This window comes from Micromonospora sp. NPDC005806 (assembly GCF_042871425.1).
Classification (GTDB): Bacteria; Actinomycetota; Actinomycetes; order Mycobacteriales; family Micromonosporaceae; genus Micromonospora.
Genome location: NZ_JBIAIL010000010.1, coordinates 152984 through 169645 on the forward strand (window position 1 = coordinate 152984; position 16662 = coordinate 169645).

At 69.3% G+C, this 16662-nt stretch carries 10 protein-coding genes; all 10 read left to right on the forward strand.

The genetic code is table 11. The features are described from left to right. The first annotated feature begins 22 nt into the window (after positions 1-22). The gene (gene pglX, locus ACFYOS_RS13850) at positions 23-4324 is read left to right on the forward strand and encodes a BREX-6 system adenine-specific DNA-methyltransferase PglX (RefSeq protein ID WP_387139997.1); all 4302 of its coding nucleotides are present in this window, start codon (positions 23-25) and stop codon (positions 4322-4324) included. Continuing rightward, entirely contained in the window at positions 4321-7242 is a 2922-nt protein-coding gene (gene pglZ / locus ACFYOS_RS13855; protein ID WP_387140000.1) for a BREX-6 system phosphatase PglZ, read from the forward strand. The genes pglX and pglZ overlap by 4 nt, the downstream gene beginning before the upstream one ends. Then, positions 7239-8564 carry a BREX system ATP-binding protein BrxD gene (brxD, locus tag ACFYOS_RS13860; RefSeq protein WP_387140003.1) on the forward strand — a complete coding sequence of 442 codons (1326 nt, stop codon included), beginning with the start codon at positions 7239-7241 and terminating at the stop codon, positions 8562-8564. Before pglZ ends, brxD begins: the two co-directional genes overlap by 4 nt. After that, positions 8561-11404: a DEAD/DEAH box helicase gene (locus ACFYOS_RS13865; protein WP_387140006.1), complete on the forward strand. Its 2844-nt coding sequence runs from the start codon at positions 8561-8563 to the stop codon at positions 11402-11404. Before brxD ends, ACFYOS_RS13865 begins: the two co-directional genes overlap by 4 nt. Before the next feature lie 90 nt (positions 11405-11494). Continuing rightward, on the forward strand, positions 11495-11809 hold the full coding sequence (locus tag ACFYOS_RS13870) for a hypothetical protein (protein WP_387140009.1): 315 nt from the start codon (positions 11495-11497) through the stop codon (positions 11807-11809). Between the two features lie 3 nt (positions 11810-11812). Next, entirely contained in the window at positions 11813-13690 is a 1878-nt protein-coding gene (locus ACFYOS_RS13875) for a hypothetical protein (protein WP_387140012.1), read from the forward strand. Next, on the forward strand, positions 13687-13917 hold the full coding sequence (locus ACFYOS_RS13880) for a hypothetical protein (protein ID WP_387140015.1): 231 nt from the start codon (positions 13687-13689) through the stop codon (positions 13915-13917). The genes ACFYOS_RS13875 and ACFYOS_RS13880 overlap by 4 nt, the downstream gene beginning before the upstream one ends. Continuing rightward, positions 13910-14173 carry a hypothetical protein gene (locus tag ACFYOS_RS13885; RefSeq protein WP_387140018.1) on the forward strand — a complete coding sequence of 88 codons (264 nt, stop codon included), beginning with the start codon at positions 13910-13912 and terminating at the stop codon, positions 14171-14173. The genes ACFYOS_RS13880 and ACFYOS_RS13885 overlap by 8 nt, the downstream gene beginning before the upstream one ends. A 3-nt stretch (positions 14174-14176) precedes the next feature. Further along, on the forward strand, positions 14177-16375 hold the full coding sequence (locus tag ACFYOS_RS13890; protein WP_387140021.1) for a phage minor head protein: 2199 nt from the start codon (positions 14177-14179) through the stop codon (positions 16373-16375). Between the two features lie 11 nt (positions 16376-16386). Then, positions 16387-16545, forward strand: a complete 159-nt coding sequence (locus ACFYOS_RS13895; protein WP_387140024.1) for a hypothetical protein — start codon at positions 16387-16389, stop codon at positions 16543-16545. Positions 16546-16662: the final 117 nt, after the last annotated feature.

A 16662-nucleotide genomic window follows, 5' to 3' on the forward strand; every position in this document is an offset into this window, starting at 1 on the left:
CCGGAGGACGACGAATATGCCCATGACCTCCGACGCCAAGCGCGCGCTCTCGATAACGATCCGGTCCCTGCGCACTCGCCTCCTCGACGACCTCCACGCCGCCACCGAGACGGCCTACCGGCTCTCGGTGCGTGCCCGCGACGCAGGGCTGGACGAGGCTGCGCGCGCCCGGCGAGGCCGGCTGGAGGCGTGGGTGGCCGAGCAGCTGCGAGCACAGGGCGCCGTCAAGGCCAAGGGAGGCAGGTCCGCGGAGGACTTCCGCCGCGAGGCCGAAAAGCAGGCGGCTTACACCCTGCTGAATCGCCTGGTGATGCTACGGCTCATGGAGGCGTCGGGACCCTCGGGTCAGCCGCTTCGCGCGCCCGCCGTGGTTACCGGCGGCTGGGAGAGCCGCGCCTACAAAGATTTCCGGCAGCTTGCGCCGGGGCTGGTGCGTGGCGATGAGACCGAAGGCTACGCCTTCCTCTTGCACCTGACCTTCGAGGATCTCGCCACCGAGCTGCCCGGCCTCTACGGGCCGGCAGGGGTGGCCGACCTCGTACCGGTTCCGGCTGCGACGCTCCGGCATGTCGTTGACGCTCTCAACACCGAGGCGCTCGAGAGCTGCTGGACCGACGACATGACACTTGGCTGGGTCTACCAGTACTGGAACGATCCCGAGCGCGAGGCGCTCGACGACAAGCTCAACGGCGGCGGCAAGGTCGAACCGCACGAGATCGCCAGCAAGACCCAGATGTTCACCGAGCGCTATATGGTGGACTGGCTTCTCCAGAACAGCCTGGGACCGATGTGGCTGGCCATGTGCCGGAAGCACGGGTGGACGCCCGAGGTTCAGGCCGACGGCACGTTGGACCTTCTGGAGAAGCGGCGGGCGGAGTGGCGGGCCAAGCGCGCGTCGGGCGAAGTCGCGCTCACCGACCTGATGCCGCTGCACGCCGAGGCCGAGCGCCGCTGGGCCTACTACGTGCCGCAGCCGATCCCGGAAGACGCCGTGGCGCAGGCGCCCGAGACCGTGCGCGAGCTGAAGTTGCTCGACCCTGCTGCCGGCTCGGGGCACTTCCTGGTCGTGGCGCTCGACCTATTGTTGGCGCTCTACCGCGAGGAAGCGCGGCATCGGGGCGAGGCTGGTGAGGAGCGCTGGTCCGACCAGGCCATCGTCGAACGCATCTTGTCCCACAACCTGCACGGCATCGACCTAGACACGCGGGCCGTACAAATCGCGGCGGCAGCCCTGTGGCTCAAGGCCCGGCAGGTGGCCCCCGACGCGCGGCCCGAACGGCTGAATCTGGTCGCGTCGCACCTACGCCTCGCGAGCCTGGCAGACGACGACCCGGCGCTAGTCGAGCTGCGCCGCGAGGTGGAGCGCGAGACAGGCATCCCCGGCGGACTGACCGACACGCTGATCCACGCCCTGCGCGGCGCCGACCATTTGGGCAGCCTGCTCAAAGTGGACACGGCGGTGGATGAGGCTTTGGAGCGGCATGAGGCCGTGCTGGGACGGGCCAAGCCGGAGCAGGGCGACCTCTTCGCCGGCTTCAGGCCACAGCCGGAGCGCGTCCCCATCGGTCGCGACGAGGCCAAGGCCACCCTGCTCGATCGGCTGGAAGGCTTTCTGGCGAAGCACACTGGCGGCGACGACCTCGGTCTACGGCTGCGCGGCGAGCAGCTCGCGGCGGGCGTGCGCTTCGTGCGGCTGGTGAGGGAGGGCGCCTACGACCTGGTGGTGGCGAACCCGCCGTACCAGGGCACGAGCAAGATGGCGGACGCGAAGTACGTCGAGAAGACATACCCGCTTGGTAAGGCCGACCTGTATGCGGCTTTTCTCTTGCGAGGGCTGGAGCTGGTACGCGATGGGGGAATTGCCGCGCAAGTATCCATGAACGGGTGGATGTTCCTCAAGCAGTATGCCGGACTGCGGAAGCTCGTGCTGACCGAACACTCTGTCCGGTCTATGGTCGACCTCCTCTGGGGCGCATTCGAGCAAATGCGCGATTACACCGTAGCGATGTATTGCCTGATGCGGGGAACAGCGGAAGGCGCCCAGTCTGCGGGGCTCGTTCCGACACCGCGGGACGAGCAACGCGATAGGTCGATCTCGGCGTTGAACCGCAAGCGCGCCGCCATCCTCTGCCACGAGGGCTGCTGCACCTTCGACCCGGCCGCGCTGAAGGTCGTGCCAGAGTGGCCGCTAGTGTATTGGTGGGAATCTTCCTTTCTTTCACTGTACTCTGGCGCACCGAAGCTCGCGGAAGCTGCGCAGGTCAAGAACGGTCTTCAAACGAACGATAATGTTCGGTACTTGCGTCGGCCCTGGGAAATTCCTGTCGCTGACACCGGTTCGTTGCCAACAAGGTCGAGTGAGTGCTCAGACCCGGTAATCTGGGTCCCGTATGTCAAGGGCGCAGCTGGAGCCAAGTGGAAACACTCCCACGATTCGTGCGTGAATTGGGGCCGAAACGGTCTCGACGTCAAGATTCTTAACGAGTGGGTATACGGAAGCGCAAGTAGGTCCGTCCGCAGCGAAGACCTGTACCTCCGCCCGGGTGTCGCAATGACGTCCAAGGGAACTGATTTTGGCGCTAGAGCATTCGATCGCCCGAGTATCTTTGACGTTGAAGGTCGGTCGGTGTTCGGGCTCGACAGCGACGAGGCTGTAGTGCTGTTGAACGGTCGAACCGCACGCAGCGTAATGTCCGCGCTCAATCCAACCGTGCACTTCACCGCAGGCGATGCTCTTCGAATTCCAGTCTTTCGCGACGCTGCGGCCTCAGCCGTCTGGGGCGAGATCTGTGCCGCCTTTGATCTTCACGAATCCCACCGTGAACCCTCCGTCGAGTTTCGCAGTCCCGGCCCCTCCCCATGGCGCCACGCCCAGGACTGGGCCCAAGCCGCCGTCGACCGTCCCGACGGCGCGCCGCTCCCGGAGTATGTCGAGCAGCTAAGCCCCGAGCCCTCCACTGACCACCTGAGCTTCGCCCTCGGCGTCGCTCTCGGCCGCTTCGGCCCTGCCGGCAGCGCCGCGGAGGGCATCCTCAACCCGGCGACCGCGGACCTTTCGCACGCGCTCCCACACGGCATCCTCTTCCTCGACACCACGCTCGAGGCTGGGGATCGCCGCGACGGCCTCGGCCACCCCGCGGCCGCGCCGCTGCACGCTGCCTGGACCGAGTACAGCCCGGCCATCGGCACGAAGCGAGGCCTGCGCGAGTGGCTCGCCCTCGAGTTCTTCAAGGACGTCCACAAGGGCATGTACGAGAACCGGCCTATCCACTGGCCGCTCTCCTCATCGGGCAAGACCTTCGTTGCCTGGGTGAACATCCACCGCATGAACGAGCAGACGCTACGGGTACTGCTCGCCGACCACCTCGTGCCGACGCTCGCACGCCTCGACGGCGAGCTCTCCGACCTGCGCGCCGCCCGCGCCGGCGTTGACAAGAAGGCCGCCCGCGCCGCAGAGAGGCAGTACGATCGGGTGCTCAAGGCCGTGGACGAGCTGCAGGTCTTCATCGCCGACGTCGAGGCCTGCGCCGACCGGGGCGCGCCGCCGACCGACAACAAGTGCCCGCCCCGCGAGCAGGACGCCCGCTACGCGCCCGACCTCGACGACGGCGTGATGATCAACTGCGCCACACTGTGGCCGCTGCTCGACCCCCAATGGAAAGACCCGAAGAGGTGGTGGAAAGAGCTCGCGACCGCGAGCGGCCGCAAGGACTACGACTGGGCCCACCTGACGATGCACTACTGGCCGTCCCGAGTTGACAAGAAGTGCAACGGGGACCCGAGCCTCGGCGTCGCCCACGGCTGCTTCTGGCGCTACCACCCGGCGCGCGCCTGGGCCTGGGAGCTCCGGCTTCAGGACGAGATCGGCCCTAAATTCAAGATTAGGGAGGCGCCCTATCGCCCGGGCGGCCGCGACCTCGGCGACGGCGGTGACGGCCACCACCGCGACGCCTTCTTGCGCGACCACCCCGCAGCGGCCCTCGCCGCCATCGAGAAGGAAGCCACGCGCCGCATGGGCCGCGGCAAGGGCCGAAAACTTGTCCCCGAGATGCTCGTGCTCGAGCGCGGTCTGTGGACCGACTACCCAGGCGAGCTGTGGGAGATGGAGCTGCGCCTGACCGAGAAGCAGGGCGTCGAACTCCGCATCCTCGCTCCCGATGAGCCCGAGGCCCGCGCGGCGTTCGAAAGGCAGCACCCCAAGAAGGTGCGCGAGCGCCAGGCCTTCCTCGCCAACCTCGTCCCGCCCGCCGACCTACTTGAGGACGACGATCAGGACGCAGACGCCTTCGACGACGCTGAGGAGAGCGAGGAGGGCGAAAAATGACGACGGCAGCAGCACCCCATCCATCGGCGGCGGGGCTCGGTGGCCCCGTGTCCGCGAGCCTCGAGGCGGACCTGCGCTCGTGGGTGCGCCGGCAGGGCGTGGTCGTGTGGCTTGACCACGCCGGGCACTACGGAGGGTTTGTCGACCGCCTCAGGGCACTACGTGCCTCCGGTGCACTGCCCTACGAGGTCCACGCCTTCCGAGGCAGCCACTTGTCGCTGATGATGGCGCTTGACGGGGTCGCTGCCGGAACCGAGAAGGTGCCGCTGGTCATCCACCTGCCGGGCTTCACCGAGGAGACCGTGCGCAGCACGCCGCTCTACGAGCTATACGCGGCCGGGGTGCGGTACCGGAAGGCGCTCGACACCCTCATTACCGAGGCCGCCGCGGGACGGGTGCGCCCCGATCAGATCGCCTCGTTCAAGGCGCAGCCCGACATGACGCTCGCGGGGGCCGACGCCTGGCTGAGTGCACTCCTGGACGACGCCGAAGGCGGCATCGCAGCACAGCTCCGGACGATGAGACCAACGGCCGTGTTCGACGATCTGCTCACCGGGGGATTCGTCGCGGAACGCATCGGCCAACTCGACGACGAGGATGCCCTCTGGGAACGTCTCGCGGCGTGGGTCGGCCTCCCGGGCTACTGGCGCGATACCACGCTTCCGCCCTCACGGCCGCGCGCCGAGGATGTGGCGTTCGCCGCCGCGAGCTGGGCGCTCTGCGTGGAGTATGTGGACGACCTGAGACGTGCGCCCGTTGGCACACATCTCGCTCACGCCGCAGACCTGCCGCGGCCGGTCATCGAGACCTGCCGCGCCGTGGCGGCCCATCTCCGGGAGCGCCACGCGGGCTTCTACCAGCGGACGGCCGACGAGACAGAGGCCCTGCTCGCCGACGAGGTTGAGGCGGCCCGGGCCGAAGACCTCGGCAAGGTCGACACGTTCCGGTTCGAAGAGGACAAAGTCCTCAAGGCTGCGTTGGCAGCCCTCGAGCGCGCGAACTATGACCTCGCTACTGAGTGGGCCGAGCTGCGCGTGGACACCAAGCCCACAAGCGCCTCGTTCTGGCTTCGAGACGATCCCACGAGGCAGTCCGCCTGGCAACTCGTCCGCGACGCGGCCCGTCTCGGCCAGACCATCGCGCATGCCGGCGAACGACTGGGGGTCGGCGCGAGTGATGGCCTGGAAGCCGCCGTGAGCGCCTACGTGGAGCGCGGCGCCGTCGTCGATCAGGCGCATCGGCAGCTCGAGCAACGGCGGGTGGCCTTGCTCTACCCGCAACTGCCCGAGTTCGAGACCCTGCGGACGCGCCTCGACGGGATGCGCCGCGCCTGGCGCGTGTGGGCCGATGCCTGGGCGCGCGAGTTCAATGCGCTCTGCAAGGCACATGGCTTCCTCGCAGGCGCTTCGCAACAGCAGCGGACGCTCTTCGACGAGGTGGTCAAGCCGCTGACCCAGGAAGCCGGAACGACCGCATACTTCGTCGTCGACGCCCTGCGGTTCGAGATGGGCGAGGAGCTCTACCGCCAGATGGAAGGCACCCCGGCCACCACCGTGCTGCTCAAACCCCGGCTTGCCGAGCTCCCCACCGTGACCGAGGTGGGCATGAACGTGCTCGCGCCCGTCGAGAAGAACGGGCGTCTGCAGATTTCGATGGCGAGCGACACCGGAGGGGTTCAGGGCTTTCAGACAGGCGAGTTTCGTGTGTCTGACCCTGAAACCCGCAAGCGTGCCATGCACGACCGGGTCGGCGGTGGCACGTGTCCATGGCTCACCCTCGAAGAGGTGGTCAGCCGCGACAGCACCTCGCTCAAGCGCTCGGTCGCCCAGGCACGACTTGTCGTCGTCCACAGCCAGGAGATCGACAACGCCGGCGAGAAAGGTGTCGGCCCCGCCGTGTTCGACCACGTCATGCAGAAGCTGCGCGCCGCTTGGCGTCTGCTTCGAGACGCGGGCGTGCGTCGTTTCGTCTTCACCAGCGACCACGGCTTCCTCCTGCTGGACGACAGTGCCGCATCCGCCCAAGCCCATGGTCGTCGCATCGATCCGAAACGAAGGCATGTCTTCTCGCCGGTGGCGGCGGATCACGCGGGAGAGGTCAGGGTCGCGCTGGCGGACCTCCGCTACGAGGGGGTGAACGGGCACGTGATGTTCCCGGAGACCACGGCGGTCTTCGATACCGGCCGGCGGTCCATGAGTTTTGTCCACGGCGGCAACAGCCTGCAGGAGCGCGTCATCCCGGTGCTGACCGTGGTGCATCGCACGGCGGCCGGCGGGAGCAGCGTGCAGTACGGCATACGGGCCGAGGCCAGCGAGGGCGTGGCTGGGATGCACTGCATCGAGGCCAAGGTCGAGGTCCTCGCGCAGCGGTCGTTGGACTTCGGAAGCCCAAGGGATGTCGAGCTCACGCTGCGGGTCCCTGACGTCGAGGGCGTGCAGGTCGAGCTTTGCCAGACACGCGGCAAGGCGCGGATCGCGGGCGGCGTGGTCGTCGCGACCGTCGGTGAACGCTTCGAGCTCTTCTTCCGACTCTCCGGAGCCGTCGACGCGCGTGCGCTCATCGAGATCCACCATCCGAGCGCTGTGGCGGACGTGGTGCCGTGCGTACCGGATGCGCGCTTCGCGGTCACGGCGACGCGGGGGCCATCGTCACCACCGCCCGCACCAGCAGCGAGCGTCGGGGCGAGCAGTGGGAGCTGGCTCGAGCAGTTCCCCGAGTCGGGGGCCCGGCAGGTGTTCGAGCACTTGGCGGCGCACGGCACGGTCACGGAGAACGAGGCCGCCGCGATGCTGGGCGGCCCGCGTGGCCTGCGGCGCTTCGCCCTCCAGTTCGAGGCGTATGCCCAGAAGGCCCCGTTCGACGTGCGCATCGCCGTCGTGGCCGGAGTGAAGCGATACGTACGTGAGGGAAGCGGATGAGCACACTGACCCAGAAGGACGTCGAGCACGTCTTCGAGTCGCTACGCAAAGGCCTCGTGCCCGAGCGGGGAATCGACGCGTTCGCCGTCGGCATCGAGAAGCAACGCGGAGAGCTGCATCGACAGCTGGAGCTCGCGAGGAGCGGCGAGGGCACCGTCAAGTTCCTCCGCGGCGGCTACGGTTGCGGCAAAACCTTCATGGCGCGCCTTGCATTGCTTGATGCGCAGGCTCGGGGGTTCGCGACCAGCTTCGTCGTGGCATCCGACAATGATCTCAAGTTTCATCGATTCGACGATGTGTATCGCAAGGTGCTGACCGAGCTCGGCACGGCGTCGTGCTCACGGGGAGCCCTGAGCGACGTCCTCGACCGGTGGATTGGCCGCGTGGAGGAAAGCCTCGTCGCGGCCGGAGAGGACGACTCGGACCCCGCCTTCGACGCCAAGGTGCAGAAGCGCCTCGACGAAGACCTCGCGGCCATGACGGGCGGTCAAGCGCCCCAGGACTTCGTTCGCGTCATTCAGACCATCTTCGAGCTGAAGCAGAAGGGAGATGTCGCGGAGGCAGGAGCCCTCATCTCCTGGCTGTGCGGCAGCGGCAACGTCGCCGCATCGGCCAAGAAGGCCGCCGGCATCAAGGGGGACATTGAGAGCCGCGATGCCCTCGACTACCTGCGGGGAGTGCTCGAGATCGTGAAGGCTGCGGGTTACGCGGGGCTCATCATCGTCATTGACGAGGCCGAAACCATCCTCCGCATGCGTTCGGATTCGCGGCACAAGTCGTTGAACGGGATTCGGCAGATTGCTGACGCAGCTGGCAGCTATCCGGGCATGGCGTGGGTGTTCACGGGCACGCCGGAATTCTTCGACACGCGGCATGGCGTTGCTGGCCTCGCCCCGCTTCACGACCGGATCCGTTTCCTGAAGCAGGGCCGCTTCGCTAGCTTGCGACAGGCCCAGCTCGAGCTTGTCCCCTTCGACGCCGATCGGCTTCGGTCGGTCGCACTTCGTCTTCGCGAGCTGTTCCCCACGTCGGACCGTGGCCGCCTCGACCAGAAGATCAGCACGGCCTTCGTGGAGCGGCTGGTGGCGGAGGTAACCGCGGGCTTCAAGGGTGACGTCGGCGTGGTGCCGCGCCAGTTCCTGCGCGAGTTCGTCACCCAGCTCGACTTGGTCGAGGAACATGCGGACTACGAGCCCATGTCGGAGTACGGGTTTCAGGCCAAGGAGCTCAGCACTGAGGAGCAGTATGTCCTTTCCGGCGCTCGACTCGTCGACCTCGATGACGAGGCGGACGGGTTGGTGCCGACCGAGGATGTGTGGTGAGCGTCTTCGCCCGCTTCGCACCGCGCCTGCAACAGGCGATCGTTTCCCGGCTCGGTTGGTCGAGCCTGCGTCCGGTGCAGGAAGAGGCGGGCGAGGCACTGCTTGCTGGCGACAACGCGGTCATCTTGGCCCCCACCGCCGGCGGCAAGACCGAAGCGTCGATGTTCCCGACCCTTTCTCAAATGGTCGAGAACGAGCCGGAAGGGGTAGGCGCACTCTACGTCGCGCCCATCAAGGCGCTGCTGAACAACCAGGCTGACCGACTCGGGCTCTACACCGAGATGGTCGGCCTACGGCGCTTCGTGTGGCACGGCGACACGCCGGACTATCCCCGCCGTCAGTTTCTCAGGGATCCTGCCGAGCTCCTGATGACGACGCCGGAATCGCTCGAAGTGATGCTGGTGTCGCCGCGTGTGGACGAGAGCAAGCTCTTCGCCGGTCTGCGGACCGTGGTCATCGATGAGGTCCACGCGTTGGCCGGTTCCGACCGGGGCGCCCACTTGATGAGCGTGCTCGAACGCCTGGCGCGCATCTCCAAGCACGACGTCCAGCGCGTGGGGCTGTCCGCGACGGTTGGCAACCCAGAGGCGATTCTCACATGGCTTCAGGGCACATCGAATCGGCCGGGACGCGTGGTCAGCCCTCCGAAGCAACCGGGGCGTCGGCAGATCCTGGTTGCCCACCGCCAGAATCTCGCAGAGCTTTCCCGTGACGCAGCGCGCGTCGCGACGGGGCAGAAGACCCTATTCTTCTGCCAGTCTCGCTCCACCACGGAGGCGGTCGCCGAGTACATGAGGCGCGACGGCACCGCCGTGTTCGTTCACCACAGCGCAGTTTCTCGAGAAGAGCGCCAGCTCGCTGAGGAGCGCTTTCATCACGGCAGCGACGCCTGCATCGTGTGCACCTCCACCTTGGAGCTGGGCATCGACGTCGGCGACCTCGATCGGGTCCTGCAGGCGGAAGCGCCTGACACCGTGAGTTCGTTCCTGCAGCGCATGGGGCGAACGGGCCGGCGAGCGGGGCAAGCAGCCAACACCACGTTCTTCTGTCAGACGACAGAGGGCGTACTGCAGGCCATCGCCTTGGTCGAGCTGGCCAAGGCCGGCTGGGTCGAAGCGGTCGAGGTAGAGCGCCGCTGCTGGCCGGTGCTTATCCACCAGCTGCTTGCTATGGCGCTGGCGAGTGACGGGATCGCCGCCGACGACGCCTGGGAGCACCTGGCGCGCGTACCGGACTTCCAAGGCATTCATCGGGCCGAATACGACCGTCTACTGAAATGGATGGTACGGGACGGCGCATTGCGGCTCGTAGGCGGCCGGCTGGTCCTCGGTCCGAAAGCGGAACGCCGTTTCGGGCGCAAGAACTTCATGGAGCTCTTCGCGGTCTTCTCAAGCCCGCAAACCTACACGGTTCAAACCGCTGGCGGCCAGCCTCTCGGCTCGTTGAACCAGGCCTTCGTCGACCGACTCGTCGATGGCGTCAGCAGCTTCCTGCTCGGGGGACGCGCATGGGCTGTCCTTCAAGTGCGGCACGAGGATCGCCGCGTGGTCGTCGAATCGGCTCCCCGTGGACGCCAGCCGACGTGGGGGGGCTTTCTCCCGCAGTTTCTCAGCTTCGACGTCTGTCAGCGCATTCTGTCGGTGCTCCTTAGCGATGAGCGCTTTCCCTACATCGACGACGCGGCATGGGCGGTGCTCGCCGAGCATCGCGATTCCGTGCGCGAGGTCATCGACTCCCCGCGTGGAGGTGTGGAGTTCGATGATGGGGAGATTCGCTGGTGGACCTTCGCGGGAGGACGCATCAACGCGACGCTTCGGTACGCGCTTGAAACGGTCGGGGGAGATTGGAAGGTCATCCCTGACAACTTCTCGATCAAGGTGCGGGGTGACGATATTGATAGACGTCGGTTCCGCGATGCGCTCACCAGTCTTGCCGAGCCCGAGTTCTGGGAGAACGACCGCCTCTGGTCAGACGTTGCCGAATCGCTCCCGAGCTATCGCCTCAGCAAGTTCCAACCGCTGATGCCGCCGTGGGTCGAGCGCGAGGTGGTCGCCGGTTACCTGCTCGACGTCGGCGGTGCCTGGAGATGGCTTTCGGGGACGGACACCGGTCTACCTCGCTTGCCTGATGGCGTTCGGACTCTGACCCGCGGCGAGGCAGAGCACGTCGCCCAGCTCGAGGGGACCCCGGCGGAGCTGCCCCTCCTGCGTCGAGAGAATGATCGACCGGTGATCTGGGTGCGGACGCTGCCGCAGCTCAAGGCAGCGGTCGCCGCGTTGGTGTCCGAACCCGTCGTCGGCCTCGACGTCGAAACCACACTCGCGAAGCGCACGCTCTGCCTGATTCAGGTGGCGGGTCGGGAGGCGACCTACCTCATCGACGCGCTCGAGCTTCCCGATCTGGAGCCTCTCGGCCGGCTGCTCGCGAGCGCCGAAACGACGAAGCTGATCCACTACGCCTCATTCGAACGCGAGGTCCTCGGCCGGCACGGCTTCGCCCTGGACGCCGTGCTGGATACACGCGACGTGTCGCGCCGACTCCGCCCCGCCGCTAGGGGCCACAGCCTTCGCGAAGTCTGCGCGCGTGAACTCGGCATAGAGCTCGATAAGAGGGAACAGGCCGGGGATTGGACCCGGCGACCTCTCACCGAGAGCCAGGTGACCTACGCCGCCCTCGACGCCGAGGTGCTGCTTCGTGTGCACGCGCACTTCGAGGAGGTTGCACGCAGTCCTGCAGCTCCTCGCCCTGCAGCGGCTGTTGCTAATCAAGCAGGCCGCGGTGCCCCGCCTGGGTCGCCCCTCGCACCCGTCCCGTACGACGGCGAGGTCGACAGGGGCTGACAGCACCTTGGCGGGAGCTGACGGCGACGGCGGTCCGGGGACGGCAGCAGGGTCTGCCGGGTCGCAATGGCTCCGCTTATGCTCATAACCGTGACGGGGCTGATCGAGATCGTGGTGGTGCTGCTCTTCGTCGCGCGGGTGACCCGGCTGATCGTCGCCGACGAGATCACCCGGCGACCCCGGGAAGCCATTGTCAGCCGGCTGCCTGAGGGCAGCCCGCTGGCGTACCTGCTGTTCTGCCGCTGGTGCCTGTCTGTGTGGATCGCCGTGCCGGCCGCTGCCGGCTGGTGGCACCTGTCCGACGTCTCCCGCTGGTCCGGGCTGTGGTGGGTCGACGTGCCCACCGTCGCGCTGGCTCTGTCGTACGCGACCGGCCTGCTGGTGCGCGCCGAGCCGGGGGAGTAGCGCATGGGGTGGTGGGGCACGAAGCCTAACGTCGACAGCGCGGTCGGCCAAGCGACCGCTGTCGTCGCGTCGGCGGCGAAGATGCGCTACGACTCCAGCGGCAGCCTTCGCAAGGTCACCAAGCAGCAGTGGCAGGACGAGGCGTGGCGGCACTACGAGGAGTGCGGCGAGTTCGCGTTCCTGGTCGACCTGATCGCCAAGGCGATGGGCCGGACCCGGCTGTACATCACGCAGGTCGACGACGAGGGCCGTCCGATGGAGACGCCCGACCAGGCGCCGGCCGGCGTCAACGAGACGTTCCTCGGCGGCCCCAGCACCCAGGCCGAGCTGCTGCGCGACGCCGGCATCCAGCTCGGCGTGCCCGGCGAGTGCTACCTGATCGGCGAGCCCGAGCGCGACGCCGAAGGCAAGGCCACCGACCGGGAGCGGTGGTTCATCGCGTCGGTGGAGGAGCTGACCGAGCGGGCCGGGAAGTACGTGCTCGACCAGGGCGACGGGGCGCGCGAGCTGGAGTCCGACGAGACGGTCATCGTGCGGATCTGGGTGCCGAGCCCCCGCAAGCACGCGCTGCCGTCCAGCCAGGTGCAGTCCAACCGGCGTGTGCTGCGGCTGATTGAGCGGCTGACGCAGTACGTGCAGTCGCAGATCGACTCCCGGCTGGCCGGGGCGGGCATTCTGCTGCTACCCAACGAGCTGAGCTTCGTCGCGCCCGAGCAGGAGGAGGACGCTGAGGACGGGGTGTCGTCGTTCCTGTCGACGCTAACCGAGGCAATGACCACCGCGGTGAAGGACCGCGACAGCGTGGCCGCCCTCGTTCCGATCGTGGTGCAGGGCCCCGCCGAGCACCTGGAGAAGGCGCGGCTGCTCAGCTTCGCCACGGAGCTGAGCAGCGCGGTGCCGGCAATGCTGGACGGCGCGATCCGGCGGCTCGCGCTGGGCTTGGACGCCCCGCCGGAGATGCTGCTGGGCATGACCCAGGCGAACCATTGGGGCGCCTGGATGACCGACGAGGCGACGATCAAGTACCACGTCGAGTCGAAGCTGGAGCTGTTCTGCGCGGCGCTGACCGAGCAGATGCTGTGGCCGGCGCTGGAAGGCGCGCAGGGTGTGGCCGACCCGCGCCGGTGGATCGTCTGGTACGACACCAGCGAGCTGACGCAGACGCCGGACAAGGGCGCCGACGCGAAGGACCTGTACGGGCTGGGTGAGCTGTCGGGGGATGCGCTGCGCCGGGAGACGGGTTTCGGTGACGGCGACAAGCCGACCGACGAGGAGCGGGAGCTGCGGCGGCTGCTGGAGATCATCCGCACGATGCCGGCGGCCGGGCCGCTGCTGGTGACCCGGCTGCTGGAGGTCGCCGGGGTGAGCGTGCAGCTCGACCCGGAGGCGTTGAAGCCGCAGCCGACCCCGGCCGAGCTGCCCGGCGGAGGTGAGCCGCCCGCCGACGAGGAGCCGACGACGGAGCCGCCGCCCGGCGATACCGAGGACCGCGGCCCGCCCGAGCAGAACGCGATCGCCGCCGCGGCGGCCGGGCCGATGAGCGCACCGTTCGTCGCCGCGTGCGAGGTCCTGGCGCTGCGGGCGCTGGAGATCGCCGGCAAGCGGGTGCTTGGCCGGGAGAGGTACCGGCACCAGGGGTTGAAGGCGTGGGAGTACCACACGGTGCGCCAGTCCACGCCGACGTCCGTGCCGAGGCTGCTGGACGGCGCGTGGGCGGCGGTGCCGGCCGTCGCGACGAAGCTCGGCGTCGACGCGGAGCGGCTGACCGCCTCGCTGACCGCGTACGTCGGCGGGCTGCTGGTGACCGGCGCGCGGCACGACGTCGCCGAGCTGCGCGAGCACCTGGCCGCCACGGTCGCCGGGGAGCTGGTGCCGGCATGAGCGCGACGATCCTGGCGCCGGACCTGGTGCCCGCCCACGGGTACGCCTGCCAGCGGTTCAGGCGCAAGGACGGCTGCGAGCGGCTGCGGTGGACGATCTGCCGCACCTGCGGGTGGTGGGGCGACCTCTGGGAGGGCGACCAGCCACCGCTGACCGACGCCGGCCACGTGTGCGACCCGGAGGCGGTGGCGCGGCGCAACGAGGCGAGGAGGAGAGCCGATGACTGACCCGGACAGCGTGACCCTGGCCCAGCTGGCTGACCCGGCGACCGTGACCCTGAGCCAGCTGCGCGACTGTTTCGCGGCGGTGGGCATCGACCTCGGGAACGACTTCGTGAAGCTGGAGCTGCACGACGACGTGCTGATCGTGGAGCGGCTGATCCGCAGCCCGGCCGGGCTGCCGGTGTCCCGCCCGGACGGCGGTGTGCAGGTCTCGGGCGTGCAGATCGCCGTGGTCGCCGACCCGCCGCCGGCGGGAGGCTGAGCCGTGGCCGAGCAGGACCCGTGGCTGCCGCTGCGCCTCGACCATGAGGCGCGGGTGGTGGCCGCCGAGCGGCGGATGCTCCGGGCCGCCCGGGCGGCGCTGCGCGCCTGGCTGGCCGACGCGCGGGCGACGACCCTGCCGGTCACCGCGGCCGCCCTGCCGCCCGACCCGTCGGCGCTGGCCGGCGCCGGGCAGGCGTGGTTCGAGGCGATGACGGTGCACCTGGTGCCGGCCGCCGAGAAGACGTTCCTGGCGGGCGTGGCCGACGCGGGCGGCGACGTCGACCTGCTGCGGGTCGCGCAGATGAAGGACGAGTACCTGGCGGCGCTGCCGAACCGGCTGGCCGGCGTGCCCGACAGCGCGTGGCAGCTGGTGACGGCGGCCGTCGCCGAGCTCACCGCCGAGGGTGCGAGCGTGCCGCGCATCCGCGATGCGATCGAGGGGATCCTGGGCGAGCGGTCGTGGGAGGACCGGGCGGTGACGATCGCCCGGACCGAGACGATCGGCGCGTACAACGCGGGGACGCTGACCGCCTGGCTGACCGCCGAGCAGGTGCTCGACGAGAAGCTGGACAAGGTGTGGGTGGCCACGCACGACGAGCGGACCCGGGACGACCACCGGGACGCCGACGGGCAGCGGGTCGCCCTGGACGGCGTGTTCATGGTCGGCGGGGTGCCGATGCGGTACCCGGGCGATCCGGCCGCGCCGCCTGGGCAGACGGTGAACTGCCGCTGCACGATGATCGAGGTGGAGGCCGACGAGCCCCTGCCTGTGGTCCCGAAGCACCCGTGGCCCCGGCGCGACGGGGCCACCGGGTTGGACATCACGGTGACGGCGGCGGCAGCCGCGAAGGGTGGCAAGCAGATGGCGACGTGGAAGGGGACGCTGGCGCCGCTGGGTGCCAGGTCGGGTGACCGGCGGATCTTCGCGGCGGACGGCGAGTGGTCGTTCCGCGACCTGCCGCTGGCGCTGCGGTGGGCGCGCGAGGACGCCCCCGGGCACGAGGGCGCGGTGACGATCGGCCGGATCACGACCGGCGAGGTGCAGAAGAGCAAGCTGGTCGGCGCGGGCGACTTCATCGACGCGGTGCCGGAGCTGGGTGAGGCCCTGGAGCTGCTGCGCCAGGGTGTGCTGTTCCCCAGCGTGGACCTGGACGACTTCGAGTTCGTGTTCACCGACGGGGACGGCAAGCCGATTGAGGAGATGTCCGACGAGGAGTGGGACGCCTTCATGGAGGCCGGCGAGGAGCCGTACATCACGGTGACGAAGGGCCGGGTGATGGCGGTGACGCTGGTCGGCACGCAGGCGTTCATGGAGGCGCAGCTGGAGCTGGTCGACGACGAGCAGCCGGCCGAGGGGGAGCCTTCCGACGAGGCGGAGAAAGAGGAAGAGCCGGTCACCGCGGCCGGCGCGGCGGCCACGAAGAAGCAGGTCGCGCCGCTGTACCCGCCGCGTGCCTGGTTCGACGACCCGGGCCTGGGCGAGCTGACGCCGATCACGGTGACGGCCGATGGGCGCGTGTTCGGGCACCTGGCGGACAACGACTGCCACCTGTCGTTCCTCAGCGGCGGGCAGTGCGTGCTGCCGCCCGCCGAGGGCGGGATGGACTGGTTCCACCGGCCGGAGATCCAGACGGCCGAGGGGGACCTGGTGGCGGTCGGGCACATCACGGCCGGCACCGGGCACGCAGACCTGCAGGCGAGCGCGGCGTCCGCCGTGGCGCACTACGACGACACCGGCACGCAGGTGGCGGTGGTCCGGGCCGGGCGCGACGCCCACGGCACGTGGGTCGCCGGGTCGCTGGTGCCGGAGGCCACGGAGGAGCAGGTGCAGCTGCTGCGCCGGTCGCCGCTGTCGGGGGACTGGCGGTGGATCGGCGGGGCGCGGCAGCTCGTCGCGGCGCTGTGCGTCAACGTCGGCGGGTTCCCGGTGGTGCGGGGCCGCTCGGCGGGCGGGCGGGCGTACGCGATGGTCGCCTCCGGCTGGGCCGGCTGGAAGCCGTCGGAGGCGGGCGGCCGCCCGGACCGGGCGCTGTCGCCGGCCTCGTTCGAGGCGGCGGTGCGCCGCGCCGTGGCGGCCGGCTTCGCGGCCGAGCGCCAGCGGGTGGCCACCGCGGCGCAGGCCGAGCGGATCGCCGCGTCGATCGGGCGGGACCGCAAGACGCTCGTGGCGGCGCTGACCGCCACGGTGCACGGCGAGTAGGGGAGAAAGCGATGGGCTGCAACTGCGGCGGGAAGCGACGGACCAGCACGGTGTTCGTGCTGTCCTACGGGGACGGCCGCCAGGGCGGCGAGTATGGGTCGAAGACGGACGCGGAGATCGCCGACGTGCGCAAGGGCGGCGGCGGCGTGATCCGGATGGTGCAGAAGTAGAGGGGCGGGGGGGGGGGGGGGTGGGCCCCCCCCCCCCCCCCGGGGGTGGCCGGGGGCCCCCCCCCCCCCGGGGGGGGGGGGGGCGGCGCGGCGTCGGGGCGGGAGATGCGCGGCGGG